We start from the raw sequence: 19,135 nt of genomic DNA on the forward strand, positions 1-19,135 counted from the left end.
TTCGCGCGTTACGAAGCATCTTCTCAAGCGTAATAACTCGGCCTTCTATAAAAGCCTGTTCGTTCTTCGCATCTTCATATTCGGAGTTTTCACTGATATCCCCGTAGCCAATGGCGACTTTAATCCGCTCAGCGACCTCGCGACGCTTTACAGATTTAAGGGTCTCCAATTCTTCTTCAAGCTTCTTAAGGCCTTCCGGAGTAAGAATGACTTGTTTTTCGCTCATTTCGAAAAATCTCCCGTCGCGTGAACAATTTTCATATGGAATATGAATTCACTATCATAATATGATATCGCCTTGAGAACTTGAAAATTTCTCCAATCGGCATTTATATTGCAAGATTATATTGCACTCCTGACTAAATGTCAATGAGCATCAAGACTGAGGAAAAGGTCGAAAGCGGCGTGGGATGATACCGTTTTCTCCAGCGTCCCTGCTGCGGTCTCTAGTGAACGGATGAATGCTCTGAAACGACCGATTCAACCGGCTGATCCGCCAGTTCCTCAAGCCCAGTGATAAAGTTCTCGAAAGTCTCCACCATCTGCTCCCGCTTCGTAGCTTCCATAATCGCATCCTTGATCCGGGCCGAACCTTTCATGCCCTTGAGGTACCAGGACATATGCTTGCGCATTTCCTTTACCGCGATATTCTCGCCTTTCAGGGCAACCAGACGGTCCAGATGCAACGTGGCAATAGCCAGCTTATCTCTTGGCGTAGGCTCTGTCGGCAACTGTCCTGTTGTTAGATACTCGATTGTACGATAAAGCATCCACGGGTTACCTAGCGCTGCACGTCCGATCATGACACCGTCCACACCGGTCGTATCCAGCATACGGCGCGCGTCTTCAGGCGTCAGTACGTCCCCGTTCCCGATGACCGGAATGGATACGGCTTCCTTAACTTCTTTTATAATTTCCCAGTTGGCTGTCCCGGTATACAATTGCTCCCGGGTACGTCCGTGCACGGAAACAGCTTTCCCGCCCGCACGTTCCACTGCTTGAGCATTTCTTACCGCGTAGATGTGTTCCGAATCCCAGCCTATTCTCATTTTGACTGTAACCGGCTTTTCAACCGCATCCACAACCGCTGACACCATCTCGTAAATTTTGTCGGGATCCAATAACCATCGCGCACCCGCGTCGCACTTCGTAATTTTCGGTACGGGACAGCCCATGTTAATGTCGATAATATCCGCATTGGTCTGTTGGTCGACGACTTTCGCCGCTTCCACTAAGGAATCGCGGTCTCCGCCGAATATTTGCAAGCTTAACGGTTTCTCGCGGTCATCCACATAAAGCATCTCAATCGTCCGCTTGTTCCCGTGCAGAATCGCCTTGTCGCTAACCATCTCCGCGCATACGAGCCCAGTACCGAACTCTTTGGCAATCAGTCGAAACGCGGGGTTGCACACACCGGCCATGGGCGCAAGAACGACTTGATTCTTCATTTCTATATCACCGATCTTTAACATTTAAATTCCCTCCTTCATCAGCACTTTCCACTCTGGTTGTGTATCGGGTTCTACTCAGGTGACAGCTCTGATACTTCAATATTTAAAGCTTTCGCTATGGTGTTCAATAACTTTCCTTCGGGCCTGCGGGTACCTCGTTCCACTGAACCCAGCACGGCGACGGAGATCCCCAGGATATCGGCAAGCTCTTGCTGAGTATGACCTTTCAGTTTACGAAATGCCCGGATTCGCTGTGCCAATACGTTCGCTTCCATAACTGTATGCCTTCCCTTCCTGTTGCCTCGCTAGCCATAAGTTGCACGGTTTCTAGGCCCGGTGTCGTATCTTCCTGTATGACATCCAGCAACGGCACAAGCACGAACTGCCTTTCATGCATTCGCGGATGCGGCAAAGTCAGCTCTGAATCCTCACTGGTACCGTTATCGTAGATGAGCAGATCCAGGTCAACCGTACGCGGTCCCCACCGAACATCTCTTGTTCGGCCCAGCTGTTGTTCCACGTGGAGCATTAATCGCAATAATTCGACAGCGGATAATGACGTATTCACGCCAATAACCATATTCAGAAAAGAAGCTTGATCCACAAATCCTACAGGGTCTGTTTCATATATAGACGAACAACGGATAACTTCTAGGTTCTCCTGGAGGTGCAGGGTTACAATAGCTTGCTTTAGATAAGCTTCCCGATCGCCGATATTCGAGCCTAGTCCGATATACGCCGTCATCCGCTTGCCCGCTTTCTCTGGATTTCTACAGTGACGCCTTCAAAATGAATATCAAACGGCGGGTGCGGTTTCGTCACCCTAATCTGAATTTCATTTATAATAGTATAAGTGTCCAGCAATGAGGTTGCAATATGCTCAGCCAAGGCTTCAATGAGTTTAAACGGCTTTTCTTCAACAATCTTTCGGATCGTGTAGTAGGCTTCGGCATAGTTCACGGTTTTCTCCAGATTATCGCTAACTCCCGCAGGTTGAATGTTGAACATAAGCGTCGCATCCACATAGAATCGCTGACCCAGTTTATTTTCTTCCGGAAACACCCCGTGGTAACCGAAGAATTCCATACGTTGCAGAATGATCTTATCCATTTCCTAAATTCCTCCCCGTTATACAGTCGGTATCGAACGCACCATCGCATCCGTCATGGTTGCCGCGCGTTTGTTCGCCTTTACATCATGCACCCGGATAATCTCGCAGCCCTGCATGATTCCCAGGACCGTTGTAGCAACCGTGCCCTCCAAGGCATCATTAGCGGTTGTCTGTAAAACCCTCTGAATGAATCGCTTACGTGAAGTCCCCAGCAACACAGGAAATCCCAGGTCCGTAATTCGCTGAAGTTGGTTCAAGAGGTATAAATTTTGATCAAATGTTTTGGCAAAACCGATGCCCGGATCCAGCACAATGCTCTCCTTCGCCACACCCGCTTGCTTCGCAATCCGAACACTCTCCGACAAGTCCATTATCACATCTTCTATAAAATCAACGTAATTCATATCATTACGATTGTGCATCAGGATGACAGGACAGCCGAACTCCGCAGCCACTTTCGCCATCTCAGGATCTTTCTTGAAGCCCCATACATCATTGATGATATGAGCGCCTGCTGCTAAAGCCTGACGCGCCACCTCAGCCTTGTAGGTGTCAATAGATATGGGGATATGTGCGCCGTATGTCGCCTGAATAGCCTTGATTGCAGGAATGACGCGTTCCAGCTCCTGCTTAAGCGCCACAGGCTCGGCCCCCGGCCTTGTGGATTCGCCCCCGATATCCAGGATGTCCGCACCTTGCTCCAGCATCCGCCCCGCCTGGTCTACCGCATGCTGCACATCAACATAATGACCGCCGTCGGAGAATGAATCCGGCGTGGTGTTGAGGATGCCCATGATCAAAGTGCGGCTGCCCATCTCAAGCTTCATATCTCTATAATGTATCGTCCTATGTGCACGATGTGGTGATTGTATTTGCATCTTACACTCCTGCTTTACGTTTGTATTGTACGATCAATCGGTCTGTTAGCCGCCCGGTCCTGCCTTGGTTGATTAACACCGACTGAGACTGGGTATCGAGCAGTACGGATATCGGAACGATTTCTTGGATAGAGTTCGTTATAAATACCTCATCCGCTTGAAGCAAGTCCTCCCATCGGAATAAGCCTTCCCGGACGGAACATCCTGCTTCAGCCGCGAGCTCCTCGATGACCAACCCTCGGGTAATGCCGGGCAGAATGCCGGTTTCCAACGAGGGGGTGAACAGGATCTGATCGCGGACATAGAAGATATTGCTGACGATCCCCTCCGCCAAGTAGCCTTCAGCCGTCAACATCAATCCCTCTGAACCGTGAGCAAATTGCTGCGGGATTTGAGGTTGTGCAGGATAAGTGGATAATTCCCGCTTGGCCAGAATGTTATTCATATAGTGAAGCGACTTCAAACGAACCGGTCCCTCCGGTGTATTGCGCGGAATTCGCAAGAGCTGCAACGCCTTGCCTTCCCGGCGTAATGCCGGGTGTTCGACAGGAACCGCCTTCGTATAGATGACCACAGTAGGCTTCCTATAATCGGACGAAGGTAATCCCAGCGCTTCCTCTCCGGCCGTGACTGTATAGCGCACATAAGCGTCCCTTAGTCCGCTTGCTTGTAACATTTCCGTGATTTGATGTCTTATCGCATCCGGATCCGCATCCCACTGAATACCCAGCGAAGAGCAGCCGCTGCGCAGCCGCTCCATGTGCTGCTCCAACAGAAACGGGGTTCCGTTATAGGTTCTGAATGTCTCGAACAAACCAAGTCCATAAAGAAAACCGTGATCCAAAGCGGAGATCACGGTATCTTGTCCGTTATGCAGCTTGCCGTTTACACTGATGATCATGCTTGCTGTTCCTGCTTTATAGGTACACTACGATTCAGGAAGTTAAGCAGCAACCGTTTCCCGTGCTCCGTAATAATGGACTCCGGGTGGAACTGTACCCCTTCAATCGGGTATTCCTTATGCCGTAGAGCCATAATTTCACCGTCAGCCGTCTCCGCGCTGATTTCCAGACAATCCGGAAGCGTCTCGCGTCTCACGATTAAAGAATGGTATCGCGTCGCTGTGTACGGGGAAGGAATGCCCTCGAACAAAGTTTGGCCGTCATGGTGAATTTCAGAAGTCTTGCCGTGCATTAATTTCTCGGCCCGAATTACTTCGCCGCCAAAAGCTTGTCCGATGGACTGATGACCAAGGCACACGCCCAGAATCGGAATCCGTCCTTTGAAATGATCAATTAGTGATAAGCTGATACCCGCCTCGTTCGGGGAACAAGGACCGGGTGAAATCAGAATATGATCCGGATTTAACGCCTCAATGCCGGGCAAATCAATCTCATCATTCCGGCGGACCTCAATGTTCTCGCCAAGCTCACCTAAATACTGCACCAAGTTGTACGTGAAAGAATCATAATTATCGATTACCAGTATCATATGCCGTGCCTCCCGTCCATCGTCTGTAATTCCGCACTTCTTGCCTTACTGTTGTTCACTGTATTGAATGGCCTTCCACAGCGCTTTGGCTTTATTCAAGGATTCATAGTACTCCCGCTCCGGATCCGAATCAATGACGATCCCTGCACCGGCTTGAATATGACCGATGCCCTCGGCTACTGCCAGGGTTCTTATAATAATATTAAATTCCATATTCCCGTTATAGTCAATCCATCCCATAGAACCGGTGTAAGGACCGCGTCTTGTGGGCTCTAATTCTTCAATGATTTCCATGGTGCGAATTTTGGGCGCCCCGGTAATGGTGCCTCCGGGGAAGGAAGCCGCGATTACATCATATGCGTCTTTCCCCTCAGCCAACCGCCCTTCCACACCGGTAACCAGATGCATGACATGGGAATAATATTCAACGACCATCAAGTCTTTAACCCGGACGCTGCCGTAAGCGGCAATTCTCCCCAAGTCATTACGTTCCAGGTCCACCAACATAATATGCTCAGCCCGTTCTTTCTCGCTGGCAAGCAATTCTTCAGCCATAGCCTGATCCTCTGCTTCATTCCGCCCCCGCCTGCGTGTGCCGGCGATCGGCCTGGTGGATACGGTGTCCCCATCGGTTTCCACCAACAACTCCGGCGACGCGGACACCAGATGTAGACCGCCAAAGCGCATATATCCCATGTAAGGGGACGGGTTAAACAATCGCAGCCACTCGTAAATTTCCTCGGGACGGCTTGCGACGGGGCGGCTTTGACGAACCGAGAGATTCACCTGAAACACATCGCCTTGCGCAATGTACTCCTGGATCCGCCCGACCGCTGCCATGAACTGATCTTTGGTAAACACCTTCGTAACCTGATCTATCTGTTCCACATCAATGGCGAGACTTGTTGAAGCAAGAGCGGCTTTCCTTGCCTCCGTCCGCTCTGCTACCTCCGCGCCGACTTCCACCCAGCCGTCCCATTGATGCTTCATGGTAAGGATCCGGTCCTCCGCCTCCCGGTAAAGCCTTTCTAAGGGTATCTCGGGATGGACGCCTGTGTGAACGGCGCAATAAAGGGCGCCCTCTTGTTGATCCACGATCCACAGCTCTTCCGCCATCATGAAATAATAATCCGGGAAGGGCAGATCGTCCGCCGCTTCAACCGGCAAACGTTCCACAGAGCGAATTACATCATAGCTCCAATATCCGATGCACCCGCCGGTGAACTTTGGAGCGCCTTCCACCTTAGGTGTGCGGAACGGCTCCATCCATTCCTTAACTGCCGTCAGAGGCTTCGCCTTCTTCTCTGTCTTGAAGGCATCACCAGATGGGTCCGGAGCGGAAATTACCGCGATATCCCCATTGCCCCGAATGGTGCGTTTCGCTTGAATCGCCAAATAGGTGTACCGGCCATCCTTGCCGCTCTCCAGAACAACAGCGTCCTCACCCGCCTCCGCCCATACCTGTTCCCAAGACACGGGCAGCCGCAGATTTCGGATTTCAAATTTAGCCACATAAGGCAGGCATGTATAATTTTCGGCCCACTGTTCCCAATGAGCATATGTAGTTAATCGCAACACACGGTTCCTCCCATTTCAGCAAAAAGACAGCTCTTCCTGCTACCAAAGCAATGATAATGACCAAAGTATACTGCATTCCCGGGCAAAACAAAACTCCCGCCGAAATCGGCAGGAGTTCGTGAAGATGATTAATCTTCGAATTGGTATAAAGGCGTGCTGAGGTAACGCTCACCGTTACTCGGGATTACAGCAACGACGCGCTTGCCTTTACCCAGCTTCTTCGCTACTTGAAGAGCGGCGTGGATGGCTGCGCCAGAGGAGATGCCTCCCAGAATTCCCTCTTCTTTAGCTACGCGGCGAGCAGTTGCGAAAGCGTCCTCGTTCTCAACTTGAATAATTTCGTCGTAAATTTCGGTGTTAAGGATATCCGGCACGAAACCTGCGCCGATGCCCTGAATTTTATGCGGGCCCGGTTTGCCGCCCGATAGTACCGGGGAAGCAGCAGGTTCAACCGCGATGATCTGAATGCCAGGAAAGTTTTCTTTCAAGACGCTGCCCGCACCGGTAATGGTTCCGCCTGTACCGATTCCGGAAATGAACGCGTCTAATTGGCTGTCATGCGCTTTAATAGCTTCGACAATTTCAGGACCTGTTGTCTTAATATGAATTTCCACATTGGCCTGATTCTTGAATTGTTGAGGGATGAAATAAGAAGGATTCTCCGCTTGCAGCTCTTCCGCTTTGCGAATAGCGCCTTTCATGCCTTCAGCTCCAGGCGTCAAAACAAGCTCAGCTCCGTATGCGCGCAGCAAGTTGCGGCGTTCCATACTCATCGTTTCCGGCATAACCAGAATCGCTTTATATCCTTTAGCCGCAGCTACCATTGCAAGACCGATTCCTGTGTTACCGCTGGTAGGCTCAATAATGGTGGCGCCCGGCTTCAACGTGCCGTCCTTCTCTGCCGATTCAATCATATTGATGGCGATCCGGTCTTTAACACTCGCTCCCGGGTTCTGGAATTCCAATTTCAGATAAATTTCCGCGCTGTCCTCCGGCACCACCCGATTTAAGCGTACAAGGGGTGTATCTCCGATTAAATCCGTAATGCTTTGCACTAATTTAGCCATGAATAAAGCCTCCCAGGGAATGAATAAATTATAATCCGAGTAATTCAGTAGGTTTTGTACCTTAATGATATCAACCTGCCAAATTGTTGTCAACAGCAAAGATCAACATTCTCAGATGCCTGACAAAATAAAAACCACTCCTTATGAACAATAAGAAGCGGCTAGTTGATCTTGAACTATAGTGCTATTTTTGGATGGCTCTTTCCAAGATGACAGTTAGCTCTTCACGGTTGAACACGTAGGCTTCATTACAGAAATGGCACACGACCTCAGCCTTTCCGTCCTCTTCAATAATGCCTTCCAACTCGTCTTTGCCCAAACTCACCAACGTCTGCTCCACACGGTCTCGTGAACACTTGCAACGGAAATGAAGATCCATCCGATCCAGAATCTCTACCGGCTCAATGACCCAGTTCAGAATTTCCTCCAGGCTTTCCCCCTGATCCAACAGTGCCGTAATCGGAGGCAGCGAGGCAAGTTTGTGCTCAATCGCGTCAATCTCATCATCCGTCACACCCGGCATCAACTGAATGATAAAACCGCCGGATGCCCGCACTGATGCGTCTGCATCGACTAGTACGCCTAAGGAAACAACGGATGGCGTTTGCTCTGATTTGGCAAAATAGTACGTGAAATCTTCCGCCAACTCGCCGGAAACGATAGGTGTGCTTCCGCGGTAAGGTTCTTTCATACCTAGATCTTTAATGATATGGATAAAGCCTTCGCGACCCACAGCGCCGGCTACATCCAGCTTGCCCTGATCGTTGCTCGCCAGATGAACTTGCGGATGATCGACATAACCGCGAACCTCGCCTTTGGCGTTGGCATCCACAACAATTTGCCCGATCGGACCATCGCCTTTCACTTGAATGGTCAGCTTTTCTTCACCTTTCAGCATAGCACCCATCATGGCGCCGGCGGACAATGTGCGACCGAAAGCGGCTGTCGCCGTCGGGTAAGTTCCATGTCTGCGGCTGAGCTCTTCTACAATGTTCCTGGTATCTACGGCGAAAGCGCGAACTTTTCCATTAAGCGCTGTACCGCGAATTAAATAATCTTGCATTGCTGTACCTCCTGTTATGTCTGCCCTACTGTATGTTGCGTTCATAAATCATCTGTAAACCTTGCAGCGTTAAGAGCGGGTTCGTTAATTCAATCGTTCTCGATTCTCCGCTGATTAACTCGGCTAGGCCGCCTGTGGCGATTACCCTGGCTTCTTGGCTGAACTCCTCGCGGATTCGGTCTACAATCCCGTCCACCTGACCGGCATACCCGTAAATAATGCCCGCTTGCATGGAAGCGATAGAATTCCGGCCGACCACACTTTTGGGCTTGGTCAGCTCAATCCGGGGAAGCTTCGCGGCCCGTTGATACAGCGCCTCCGTGGAAATTCCGATGCCCGGCGCGATGGCTCCGCCTAAGTAGTTTCCTTGTTCATCTATATAATCGAACGTTGTAGCCGTTCCGAAATCCACAACAATGAGAGGGAGCGGTCCATACAACTCAATGGCAGCCACGGCGTTCACGATGCGGTCCGCACCTACTTCGCGAGGATTTTCATAACGTATATTTAATCCGGTTTTGATACCTGGACCGACGATTAGCGGTGTTTTGCCAATATATTTTTCACATAGATTCTCAAGGGTATGCATCAACGGCGGTACCACCGAGGAAATCATAATGCCTTCCACATCGGAGAAGCGAATCTTCGCATGTTGAAACAGGCCGTATATGGCCATGCCGTACTCGTCCACCGTGGTGGATCGATTGGTGCTTAGTCTCCAGTGATGCAGCAGTTCCTTGTCCTGATACACACCGAGCACTATGTTCGTATTTCCTACATCGATAACCAGAATCACGGTTTAACCCCTCTTCTTGTCATTTAAATCCAGACTGATGTCAAGCGCGTTGAAAGAATAAGTTAAACCCCCGACAGAAATCACATCTACACCGGTATCCGCGATCTCTTTGACGGTTTCGAGCGATACGCCTCCGGAAGCTTCTATTGTAATATGAGGGGCCGCTTCGCGTATATAGGTGACCGCTTGCCTCATCAGCTCATAATCCATATTATCCAGCATAATGATATCCGCTTGCGCTTCAAGGGCTTCCCGAACCTGAACCATATTTTCGGTTTCCACTTCGATCTTCATCGTATGCGGAATCACGGACCTGGCGTTCGCGACCGCTTGCGTGATCCCCCCGGAGCCCTTGATATGATTGTCCTTAATCATAACGGCATCGTACAGACCGAATCTGTGATTTGCGCCTCCGCCGACACGAACCGCGTACTTCTCAAGAATGCGATGTCCCGGCGTTGTCTTTCGGGTATCGACCAACCGAACCGGAGCTCCGTCCAATGCTTCCACAAAACGCTGTGTTTTGGTGGCGATGCCGGATAAGCGCTGCATTAAATTGAGAGCAAGCCTTTCACCTGTAAGTATACTATGTGTGGATCCGGTCACTTCCATAATGACGGTGCCTTTGGCAACACGCTCTCCGTCTTCACTTAACATGCTCACTTTCAGGTCGGCATCCACTTCAAGAAACACGGCCTGCGCAATCGGAAGTCCCGCCAGGATGCCGTCCTCTTTCACGTGGATGATCCCTTTGGACTGATGCTCACGCTGGATGGTGGCCATGGTGGTCACATCGCCCGACCCAATGTCTTCCGCCAACCAATCCCGGATCATCGTCTGCAGCTGCCGCTCATTTATATTCAACATCTTCAATTCGCTCCTCTACCGTACCCTGTTCGCGATTTAACACAATGTGCTTGCGCCATAACAAGTCGTCCCGCTCGGGGAAGTCCTCGCGGAAATGCCCTCCGCGGCTTTCTTCCCGCATCAACGCGGCATCGCTCGTCAGCAACGCGCAAGTCAATAAGTTCACGAACTCGAATTCTTCCCGTTTCGTGAGCACAGACTGATAGATCGGCATCTGGCGCTTCAGCTCCTCAATGCCTTTCTCCAGCCCTTTTAGGTTACGCCGCACGCCCACATAGCGAACCATAATCTTCTGCAGCTTCAACCGCTTCTCTACGATGGCCTGCATCGGGGGCTCAGTCCGGTCCGTGGCGGATGCGACACTCGTGACGACCGTAACCGGCGTCAGCTCGTTAATCCGCTGCACGATCCGGCGCCCGAACACGATCGCTTCCGACAGCGAGTTGCTCGCCAGTCGGTTGGCTCCGTGTACGCCGGTCGCCGAGACCTCGCCGCAGGCGAAGAGACGCTTCACGTTGGTTTCGCCGTTCAAATCCGTCTTGACGCCGCCCATCATGTAGTGGGCGGCCGGAGCTACAGGCATCCAGTCGCTCGTTAAATCCAGCCCGAACTGCATGCAGAACTCATAGATGGTCGGAAAGCGGTGCTTGACCATCTCCGAAGATTCGTGCGTAATATCCAGGTAAACGAACGTGGATCTCGTTTCCTCCATCTCGCTGACGATGGCCCGCGCCACGATGTCGCGCGGGGCAAGCTCCAGCTGGTGATGGTACTTCTCCATGAATCGTTCGCCGCGGATATTCCGCAGCACGGCCCCTTCGCCGCGTACAGCTTCGGATATCAGGAACCGCGGTGCGCCGGGATAGCACAAAGAAGTGGGGTGAAATTGAACAAATTCCACATCCTGAATGTGGGCGCCGGCGCGATAAGCCATGGCGATGCCGTCCCCGGTCGCGATGTCGGGGTTCGTTGTATACCGGTAGAGTTGACCTGTGCCCCCGCTGCACAGCACTGTCGCTTTTCCTTCAACGAAGACACGTTGTCCATCCGGACGCTCCGTCAGCACACCCCGGCACTCGCCGTCGACCGTAATCAAGTCCAGAATGAAGTGATCGTTCCACACTTCAATATTAGGGTGATTCGCTGCCTTTTCGGAGAGGGCGCGTACAATCTCATATCCCGTAGCGTCCCCGTTGGCGTGAAGAATACGACGTTGGCTGTGCGCGCCTTCCTTCGTCAGAGCCAAGACGCCGTCCTCATAGTCGAATTGGGTGCCCATCTGAATCAAATCCCGTACACCATCGGGTCCTTCATGCACCAGCACATCCACCGCATCATGCGAGCACAAGCCTGCGCCGGCGATAAGCGTGTCTTGCCGATGGAATGCGGGGGAATCATCTTCCGATATGACGGCCGCTATACCGCCCTGCGCGTAACGCGTGTTGCTGTCCATCAGGGATTTCTTCGTGATCATGATGACTTTATTCGTAGCGCTCGCCTTAATGGCAGCAAACAGACCGGCAATGCCCGCGCCGATGACAATAACGTCCGTTTCTGTTCTGGGGAGCTTGTCCAAATTGAAATCAACCAAATACCGTGGGATCATCTCGTTATAGCACCTTCCTTCGGCCCTATTACAATGGAATAGTCCCCAAAAAGTCACAGCAAAGCTCTGCAGCTTAGTCCGAACCTTTCTGGGGACTTCGATATCCATTACCTAACAAATTATTTCTATTTCACAAGAAGCATGCGCTCTAAGGAAAGTCTGGCTTTCTCCGCGATGTCTTCCGGAACGTAAATTTCAGGTTGCATCGTCTCGAGGCATTTCACAAGCTTCTTCAAATTATTAACCTTCATGTTCGGACAGACCAGGAATTTCGTTGCAAAGTGGAACTGCTTACCCGGACTATCCAACCGCAGCTGGTATCCTGTTCCGTCTTCCGTGCCAACAATGAATTCCTGACAGTCAGATTCTTTGCAGTATTTAATGATGGCGGTTGTGCTTCCCACAAAGTCACCGAGTTTGACAACTTCTGGCCGGCACTCTGGGTGAACTACGAATTGCGCGTTAGGATGCTTCGCTTTCATTTCTTCCACATCTTTAACCGTTAGCATATCGTGCGTGTTACAGTAGCCTTCCCAAATAATCATTTTCTTGTCTGTGAATTTTGACACATAGTCACCCAAATTTTTGTCCGGAACCCAGATGATCTCATCTGTATCCAACGATTGAATGACTTTCACCGCATTGGCGGATGTGCAGCAAATGTCGGTCTCGGCTTTAATATCGGCTGAAGAGTTGATATAAGTGACTACAGTGGCATTCGGATGTTCAGCTTTCAGCTTGCGTAATCCGTCAACGTTGACCATATCGGCCATCGGGCATCCCGCGCGTTCGTCAGGAATGATCACCGTCTTGTTGGGCGCCAAAATCTTCGCGCTTTCCCCCATGAAATGCACGCCGCAAAATACGATAACATCCGCATCCGTCTCGGCGGCTTTCTGAGCCAGCAAGAAAGAATCTCCCCGGAAATCGGCTACTTCCTGAATCTCATCCCTCTGATAATAGTGGGCCAAAATAATGGCATTTCGCTCTTTCTTCAACTGCAGCAGACGTTCTTTCAATTCCTTGTTCTGCTGCTCTTTGCGTTCTAAGGCCAGCGCTTCCACTGTGCACTCATCTCCCCTGTTTCTATATTAAATAAACCCCCGAAAGTTTGACCATACACTTAATGATTTACACCTAATTTACACAACCTCGCATAGCGTGTCAATGACAGATGCACTTCTCATTGTATCAAAATACGCGGTTATGTTCATAAAAAAATCCGGCGAGCACAATCGTGCTGCTGCCGGATTATCAAAGAACTATTCTTTATTGATATCGTCGTCCGCGGCTTTATCGATTTTCTTCTCGAATTTAAACCGGTTCTCGTCGTTTTCTTGATCTTGCTTCTGAATGTTTACTTTCACGTCTTCCGCCTTAGCGGCATCGGACAATGGAATGATTTCACCAGTTTCCAACAATTGAGTAATTTGATCCACATCCAACGATTCTTTCTCAAGGAGCGTATTGGCAATCAAATGCATCTTATCTTCGTGTTGTTTCAGAAGCTCGCGACAACGGTCATAACAGCCGCGAATAATGCTCTGAATTTCCTGGTCAATCTCATGCGCAATCGCGTCACTGTAGTTCTGTTCATGTCCGATATCCCGACCCAGGAAGACCTGGCCTTGCGAATTACCGAATTGAAGAGGTCCAAGACGCTCGCTCATACCGTATTCCATAACCATGGAACGGGCGATGCCTGTGGCTTTCTTAAAGTCGTCGTATGCGCCTGTACCGATCTCGCCGATAAACAGTTCCTCAGCTACACGGCCGCCTAACAAGCCGGTAATACGGTCAAGCAATTCGTTCTTGGTCATCAGCATACGGTCTTCCTTCGGCAACATCATCAGGTACCCTCCGGCACGGCCGCGCGGAATGATTGTTACCTTGTGGACACGGTCAGCATGCTCCAGATAGTACCCGGAAATGGTATGTCCCGCTTCATGATAAGCCACAATGCGCTTCTCCCGAGGACTGATGACACGGCTTTTCTTCTGTGTACCGACGATAACCCGGTCAATCGCTTCTTCAACTTCTTCCATGGAAATATCCTTACGATTGCGGCGTGCCGCAATCAAGGCGGATTCGTTCAGAAGGTTCTCGAGATCGGCTCCGGTAAAACCGGTAGTATATTTCGCGATGACATCCAACTTCACGTCGGTTGCCAACGGCTTGTTGCGCGCATGCACTTTCAGAACTTCTTCGCGGCCTTTCAAATCCGGACGGTCGACTGTAATCTGACGGTCGAAGCGTCCCGGACGAAGCAACGCCGGATCGAGGATGTCAGGACGGTTGGTTGCGGCTACGATGATGATGCCTTCGTTCGCGCCAAAACCATCCATCTCAACAAGCAACTGGTTCAGGGTTTGCTCACGCTCATCGTGACCTCCGCCCAGACCCGCGCCACGTTGGCGGCCTACAGCGTCGATTTCATCAATGAAGATGATACAAGGAGCATTCTTCTTCGCGTTCTCGAACAAGTCACGAACACGAGACGCGCCGACACCGACAAACATCTCAACGAAATCGGAACCGGAGATGGAGAAGAACGGTACGCCCGCTTCGCCAGCAACAGCGCGAGCCAGCAACGTCTTACCGGTACCCGGAGGACCCACTAACAAGACGCCTTTCGGAATTCTTGCGCCAACGGCTGCAAATTTCCGTGGATCTTTCAGGAATTCAACGACTTCGACAAGCTCTTGCTTCTCTTCGTCCGCACCCGCTACATCCTCGAATGTAACGCGTTTCTTCTCTTCGTTATACAAACGGGCTTTGCTCTTGCCAAAGTTCATCACTTTGCCGCCGCCGCCTTGCGCTTGATTCAATAAGAAGAAGAATAAGACAAACATGATCACGAAAGGAATGATTGAAGTCAGCAATGTAAGCCAACCGCTCTGACCTTCCATCTTCTTCACATTAACCGTTGCACCCGATTTGATGATCTTGTCTAGCTCGGGAGTGTCGGGAAAATCTTCAAAGGCGCGTGTATCAAAAGTTGCACTCTCTGGATTCGGGGATTTCTTGTACTCTCCTGAGATGTAGTACGTAAAACCGTCCCATTGGGCTTCTATACTCTTGATGTTGTCCGATTCAACAGCTTTCACAAATTGATCGTATTTGATCGTCTTGGTTTGGTCATTTTGATTACTGATGAAGTGAACAATTCCGACCGTTACAAGAAAAATAAGCAAATAAAATCCAGTATTCCGGATGATTCGATTCATCCCCAACCTCCTCTCGGGCGACACACTTTCATTATTTTACCACAGCATGTCTTGCCATCACAATAGAACTAAAATCAAGTAAAGCTGACTCCGACTATTCGGAATACACCTCGGGTTTGAGAACGCCGATGTAAGGAAGGTTGCGGTATTTCTCCGCGTAATCCAATCCGTATCCGACAATGAATTTGTCCGGAAGCGTGAAGCCGGTATAATCTGCTTCCATTTCCACTCTTCGGCCGGACGGTTTATCGAAAAGGGTCACGACTTTAATCGATTGCGCATTGCGTCTTTCCAATACGTCAATCAAGTAGCTTAAGGTTAAGCCGCTGTCGATGATATCCTCTACAATCAGAATGTTACGGCCTTCAATCGGTGTATCCAGATCTTTAATAATCTTGACAACGCCTGAAGACTTGGTGGATGCGCCATAGCTGGATACAGCCATAAAGTCTATTTCCAGCGGAATTTCGATGCGTTTCACTAAATCGGACATAAAAACAAACGCGCCCTTCAGCACGCAAATCACAAGCGGATTGCGCCCGCCGTATTCCTTACTCAGGAGTTCCCCGAGTTCTCTTACCTTCTCTTGCAGCTGTTCTTCACTATAAAGAACTTCTTGAATGTCATTATGCAACGATGGGTCCTCCTAAGGTGAACTATGTGTTAAGTTATGCTTCTTCCGTACCTTGGTTGTACTTCTTAAACGAGATCCGGATCGTTCTTCCGCAAGAAAAATCTTGGGCGAAAACAGACCGGCGAATACCCGGTATCCATAATATATTATGGTTTCCATCAAGTATGATGGGAATTTGATCCCGCAAGGCAGGAAAAACCTTGTCGTCAATGAAGATATCTTTCACTTTTTTGCTTCCGTTTAACCCTGCGATTTGCATTCTGTCACCGTTACGGCGATTTCTGACTATTAGGGGAAAAAGAAGCAAGTCCGCGTCAAATCGTGCTTCGTTGGCGGAATTCATGCTCGTCTCCGTTGATCCGGTCGTCCAATCTCCGCTGAGGATGCCTGAAGCTTCAGGCATATCGATAAGAAACGGAACCTCATGCACCATGTATTCGAACTTGGCGCTCGGAGCGTATTCTGCCTTCACGACGAATTGGCAGCGATCATATTCTCTTATAAACGCAATTCGCCGCTCTAAATCTAGACGGATTGAAGAAGTACGGTTGTACAAAGCCGCGTTCCTTATCGTTTCAATCTTCTGAAAGTCAAAGGCGTCGCTACCGGGAGCAAGATAACTTAATATTAGTAGAATCACTCTCCTTTGTAAAGCGACATGCACAGGCGCCAGATCGGCCCTGTTAAAATAAAAACGGTCCCCTTCAGACCGGACGATGCGTTCATAAATCAGCTTCGTTTCCTGATGCATGAAATCATCTTCCGCAGCTACGGTTTCCGCCAAACGGTTAAGTGTTTGGGGCAGGTTCTCGTTCTCACGGGCCAAATACGGCATAACTTCAAGCCGGATCCGGTTGCGTAAGTACTTCAGTTTACCGTTGCTGCTGTCTTTACAATATGGGATTCGTTCGGTATGGAGATAGGATAAGATCTCTGACTTGTATATACGGAGAAGAGGGCGTATGAGTTCCACTTTTTTTTCGCGTCTTCGAATGGAAATCCCCGATAAGCCGTGAACGCCGGTACCGCGAAGGATACGCATCAATACCGTCTCGGCCTGATCGTCCGCATGATGACCTAAAGCGATGACATTGGCTTCCGTGCGCGCGGCGCTTTCATGAAGAAATGCATAGCGCTTCTCTCTTGCCGCCGCTTGTGCATTCATTCCTGTCTCCCTTATATAGGCGGGAATATCAAGAACTCCTACCTCCAAAGGGATATTTAGCCCCTCCGCTAAACCACGGACAAACCTCTCCTCTTCATCGGATTCCTCTCCGCGAAACTGATGGTTTACATGCGCCGCCGACACCGTGAATCCGAGAGGCTCTGCCAACGCAAGCAGAAGGTTCAGCAGCGCCACGGAATCAGGACCGCCCGATAAAGCGACCAGCACCTTGTCCCCGCTTATCAGCAGCTGTTCCCGCCGGATCGTCTCCGCGATCTTTGATGTCAGGCCATCGTGCATGGTAATTCCCCTTTGTGTATATTCAAAATAATAGACGATTGTAAGCTATTGCTGCCAAACCATATAAACCGCACCGCACAAAAGCATCACCGAAACGGCAAACATGCCTTTAACCGCTGTCCCTGACATAGTCTGATTACCAGAAACAAACCTCTCATCGGGATGGTTTGCGGAACCCCGGAGCAACCGTTGCCACGCTGCGCATTCCTCCCTTGTCGAATACGCCTTGCCGTTAATCATACGAGTTAAACTTGGTTCGTAAGGAGATAATCTCCGGTTTGTCCTCAACTGTTGAATTAACCACTCGGTGGTACGGTTCTGGGGAAGAAGTTTCGATGCTTGCGCCTCAAGGGATTCCTTCTGCATCATCTGCAGCCAGAGGACCGCAAAGGAAAAGAGATCATATCCTTCATCAGCCAATCGTTCCCCGCCTCGCCAATAACCCCTGTCGTAAATTTCTGTGAACTGCTTAACTGATTTGCCTTGAAGAGTGGCTCCGCCGTAATCCACCAAATGAACTTGTCCGTATCCGGTTACGAGCACATTGTCCGCCTTAAGATCCCCGAAGATCCAACCGGACCGGTGCAACTGCCCCAGCTTGCATAACAGATTATAGGCTACCAGCGGGAACCAGTCCAATCCCTTAGCTCCTAAATACTGATGCAGCCTCTCCCCTTCCACGAATCGCATCACATAAAAAGGGAGACGGTGTCCCCCCAGCTCGGCATCATCCACATCCAGTAAGTAGCTTTCCTGTTTAGGTTCCGCAGCCGAAATGGCCTTTAAAGCATTGACTTCCGATTGAAGCTCCGCCGCGGAAAACCCGAATTTCAAGGCCCTTGCCCGACTTCCTTCATATACAAGGTAAACCTTTCCGTTAGAACCTTGTCCCAGCAGACGTTCGACCCTGTAACGCACTCCGTTCCATTTCCCGCGTATGAGATCCCCCCGGTTAAAGTTACTGGAGTTGTCAGACGATGTAATCACTCAGCATTCCGCCTTTACTTGCACCCGGTAACAACTTCCCGGCGCCCCTGTCTTCGGCAACCGTTCTGGAAGATTCGCCCTGATTGATATACTCGGCGGCTTTCAACAACGCTGGGCCGGTCGGTGTTGTTCCCCTTGCGTTGAGCTTCTGAAACAGATGCTTTATTCTATGTATTTCATGGGTCCACGGCAGATCCAGCTGATACTCAGCGCCGCTGCCCGCAGGACCCGGGAAGTGAAGCACAGCAATCTCGCTGTGTCCTTCCCGCGATTGCAAGCTGAGCGCCAGATCGCGGATCGCCTCTTCCACCGCCGGCAGCTTCGGCTTCATCGAAGCGCTGGCGTCCACCAGCAGCGCGACCTGCAGCGCTGCCGTCTCGCCCAAGTCGTCCATCGCCTGGACGACTTGTCCCCGTTGCTCAGGCGGGAGCGCCGCAATCGTGCTCTCGCCGAGAATATGTTGCAGCTGTCGATTCACCGCCTGCTGGATGGTGTGCGCCACTGTGTGGCGCGTCACCATCTGCACAGTCTGAGACAGCTGCCCGGTGCCCACGATCCGGCTCATGCCGCCGCCGGCACGGGCAATCTCTTCGATCTCAGCGGCGCCAAGCTCGCCGATCTCGCCGTGGTCAATGACGCCGATGACATTGACCGAAATGCCCTGGGTGAGCGCTTGCGCGGCCGCAACCACCGGACTTACCCCGACGTTGGAACAACCGTCTGTAATTAATATAATCTGCTTCATCATCAAGCCTCCTAGTAAAAATGATATCTATCATCCATTTTTACCAAATAAGCGAGACTTTAACCTGCAATTTACTAGATTCTGCCTTTTACGTCAGATCTTCTACCATAATAGCACATCAACGCGATAAAAGGCTGCCTGTTGATCCGGCAGCCCCGCAGGCGATTCT

20 protein-coding genes (1 of these 20 only partly in view) are annotated in these 19,135 nt (G+C 50.5%); all 20 read right to left on the reverse strand.

Annotation, left to right across the window (positions count from 1 at the left end; genetic code table 11):
- Positions 1-226, reverse strand: the 5' portion of a protein-coding gene (greA, locus tag SY83_RS06320) for a transcription elongation factor GreA (protein WP_068605271.1). The gene continues 251 nt to the left of window position 1, outside the view; only the first 226 of its 477 coding nucleotides appear in the window; it begins with the start codon at positions 224-226; its stop codon lies beyond the left edge, outside the window.
- Between the two features lie 220 nt (positions 227-446).
- Positions 447-1,472, reverse strand: a complete 1,026-nt coding sequence (gene dusB / locus SY83_RS06325; RefSeq protein ID WP_068605274.1) for a tRNA dihydrouridine synthase DusB — start codon at positions 1,470-1,472, stop codon at positions 447-449.
- Positions 1,473-1,522: 50 nt separating this feature from the next.
- Positions 1,523-1,726 carry a helix-turn-helix domain-containing protein gene (locus SY83_RS22625; protein WP_082882364.1) on the reverse strand — a complete coding sequence of 68 codons (204 nt, stop codon included), beginning with the start codon at positions 1,724-1,726 and terminating at the stop codon, positions 1,523-1,525.
- Positions 1,678-2,196: a 2-amino-4-hydroxy-6-hydroxymethyldihydropteridine diphosphokinase gene (gene folK / locus SY83_RS06330; RefSeq protein WP_068605276.1), complete on the reverse strand. Its 519-nt coding sequence runs from the start codon at positions 2,194-2,196 to the stop codon at positions 1,678-1,680. Before folK ends, SY83_RS22625 begins: the two co-directional genes overlap by 49 nt.
- Positions 2,193-2,561 (reverse strand): dihydroneopterin aldolase, encoded by a 369-nt coding sequence (gene folB / locus SY83_RS06335; protein WP_068605279.1) that lies wholly within the window; start codon positions 2,559-2,561, stop codon positions 2,193-2,195. The genes folK and folB overlap by 4 nt, the downstream gene beginning before the upstream one ends.
- An 18-nt stretch (positions 2,562-2,579) precedes the next feature.
- On the reverse strand, positions 2,580-3,440 hold the full coding sequence (gene folP, locus SY83_RS06340; protein ID WP_068605280.1) for a dihydropteroate synthase: 861 nt from the start codon (positions 3,438-3,440) through the stop codon (positions 2,580-2,582).
- Position 3,441: 1 nt separating this feature from the next.
- A complete protein-coding gene (gene pabC, locus SY83_RS06345; RefSeq protein WP_068605282.1) occupies positions 3,442-4,341 on the reverse strand; it encodes an aminodeoxychorismate lyase in 900 nt (299 codons plus the stop codon).
- On the reverse strand, positions 4,338-4,931 hold the full coding sequence (pabA, locus tag SY83_RS06350; protein ID WP_068605284.1) for an aminodeoxychorismate/anthranilate synthase component II: 594 nt from the start codon (positions 4,929-4,931) through the stop codon (positions 4,338-4,340). Before pabA ends, pabC begins: the two co-directional genes overlap by 4 nt.
- 45 nt (positions 4,932-4,976) lie before the next feature.
- Positions 4,977-6,506: an anthranilate synthase component I family protein gene (locus tag SY83_RS06355; protein ID WP_068605286.1), complete on the reverse strand. Its 1,530-nt coding sequence runs from the start codon at positions 6,504-6,506 to the stop codon at positions 4,977-4,979.
- Between the two features lie 131 nt (positions 6,507-6,637).
- Entirely contained in the window at positions 6,638-7,576 is a 939-nt protein-coding gene (gene cysK / locus SY83_RS06360; protein ID WP_068605289.1) for a cysteine synthase A, read from the reverse strand.
- Between the two features lie 184 nt (positions 7,577-7,760).
- Positions 7,761-8,639 (reverse strand): Hsp33 family molecular chaperone HslO, encoded by an 879-nt coding sequence (gene hslO / locus SY83_RS06365; protein WP_068605291.1) that lies wholly within the window; start codon positions 8,637-8,639, stop codon positions 7,761-7,763.
- A gap of 25 nt (positions 8,640-8,664) precedes the next feature.
- Positions 8,665-9,435 carry a type III pantothenate kinase gene (locus tag SY83_RS06370; protein ID WP_068605293.1) on the reverse strand — a complete coding sequence of 257 codons (771 nt, stop codon included), beginning with the start codon at positions 9,433-9,435 and terminating at the stop codon, positions 8,665-8,667.
- Between the two features lie 3 nt (positions 9,436-9,438).
- Positions 9,439-10,302, reverse strand: a complete 864-nt coding sequence (gene nadC / locus SY83_RS06375; protein WP_068605295.1) for a carboxylating nicotinate-nucleotide diphosphorylase — start codon at positions 10,300-10,302, stop codon at positions 9,439-9,441.
- Positions 10,286-11,908: an L-aspartate oxidase gene (nadB, locus tag SY83_RS06380; RefSeq protein WP_068605296.1), complete on the reverse strand. Its 1,623-nt coding sequence runs from the start codon at positions 11,906-11,908 to the stop codon at positions 10,286-10,288. The genes nadC and nadB overlap by 17 nt, the downstream gene beginning before the upstream one ends.
- Before the next feature lie 125 nt (positions 11,909-12,033).
- On the reverse strand, positions 12,034-12,972 hold the full coding sequence (gene nadA, locus SY83_RS06385) for a quinolinate synthase NadA (protein ID WP_068605298.1): 939 nt from the start codon (positions 12,970-12,972) through the stop codon (positions 12,034-12,036).
- A gap of 198 nt (positions 12,973-13,170) precedes the next feature.
- A complete protein-coding gene (ftsH, locus tag SY83_RS06390; protein ID WP_068605300.1) occupies positions 13,171-15,135 on the reverse strand; it encodes an ATP-dependent zinc metalloprotease FtsH in 1,965 nt (654 codons plus the stop codon).
- Positions 15,136-15,229: 94 nt separating this feature from the next.
- Complete coding sequence (gene hpt, locus SY83_RS06395) at positions 15,230-15,769, reverse strand: hypoxanthine phosphoribosyltransferase (protein WP_068605302.1); 540 nt, start codon at positions 15,767-15,769, stop codon at positions 15,230-15,232.
- A gap of 34 nt (positions 15,770-15,803) precedes the next feature.
- The gene (gene tilS, locus SY83_RS06400) at positions 15,804-17,234 is read right to left on the reverse strand and encodes a tRNA lysidine(34) synthetase TilS (protein WP_068605304.1); all 1,431 of its coding nucleotides are present in this window, start codon (positions 17,232-17,234) and stop codon (positions 15,804-15,806) included.
- 45 nt (positions 17,235-17,279) lie between these two features.
- Positions 17,280-18,221, reverse strand: a complete 942-nt coding sequence (locus SY83_RS06405; protein ID WP_068605306.1) for a protein kinase domain-containing protein — start codon at positions 18,219-18,221, stop codon at positions 17,280-17,282.
- On the reverse strand, positions 18,205-18,966 hold the full coding sequence (locus SY83_RS06410) for a vWA domain-containing protein (protein WP_068605308.1): 762 nt from the start codon (positions 18,964-18,966) through the stop codon (positions 18,205-18,207). The genes SY83_RS06405 and SY83_RS06410 overlap by 17 nt, the downstream gene beginning before the upstream one ends.
- Positions 18,967-19,135 lie beyond the last annotated feature (169 nt).

It is taken from the genome of Paenibacillus swuensis (assembly GCF_001644605.1).
Lineage (GTDB): Bacteria > Bacillota > Bacilli > Paenibacillales > DY6 > Paenibacillus_N > Paenibacillus_N swuensis.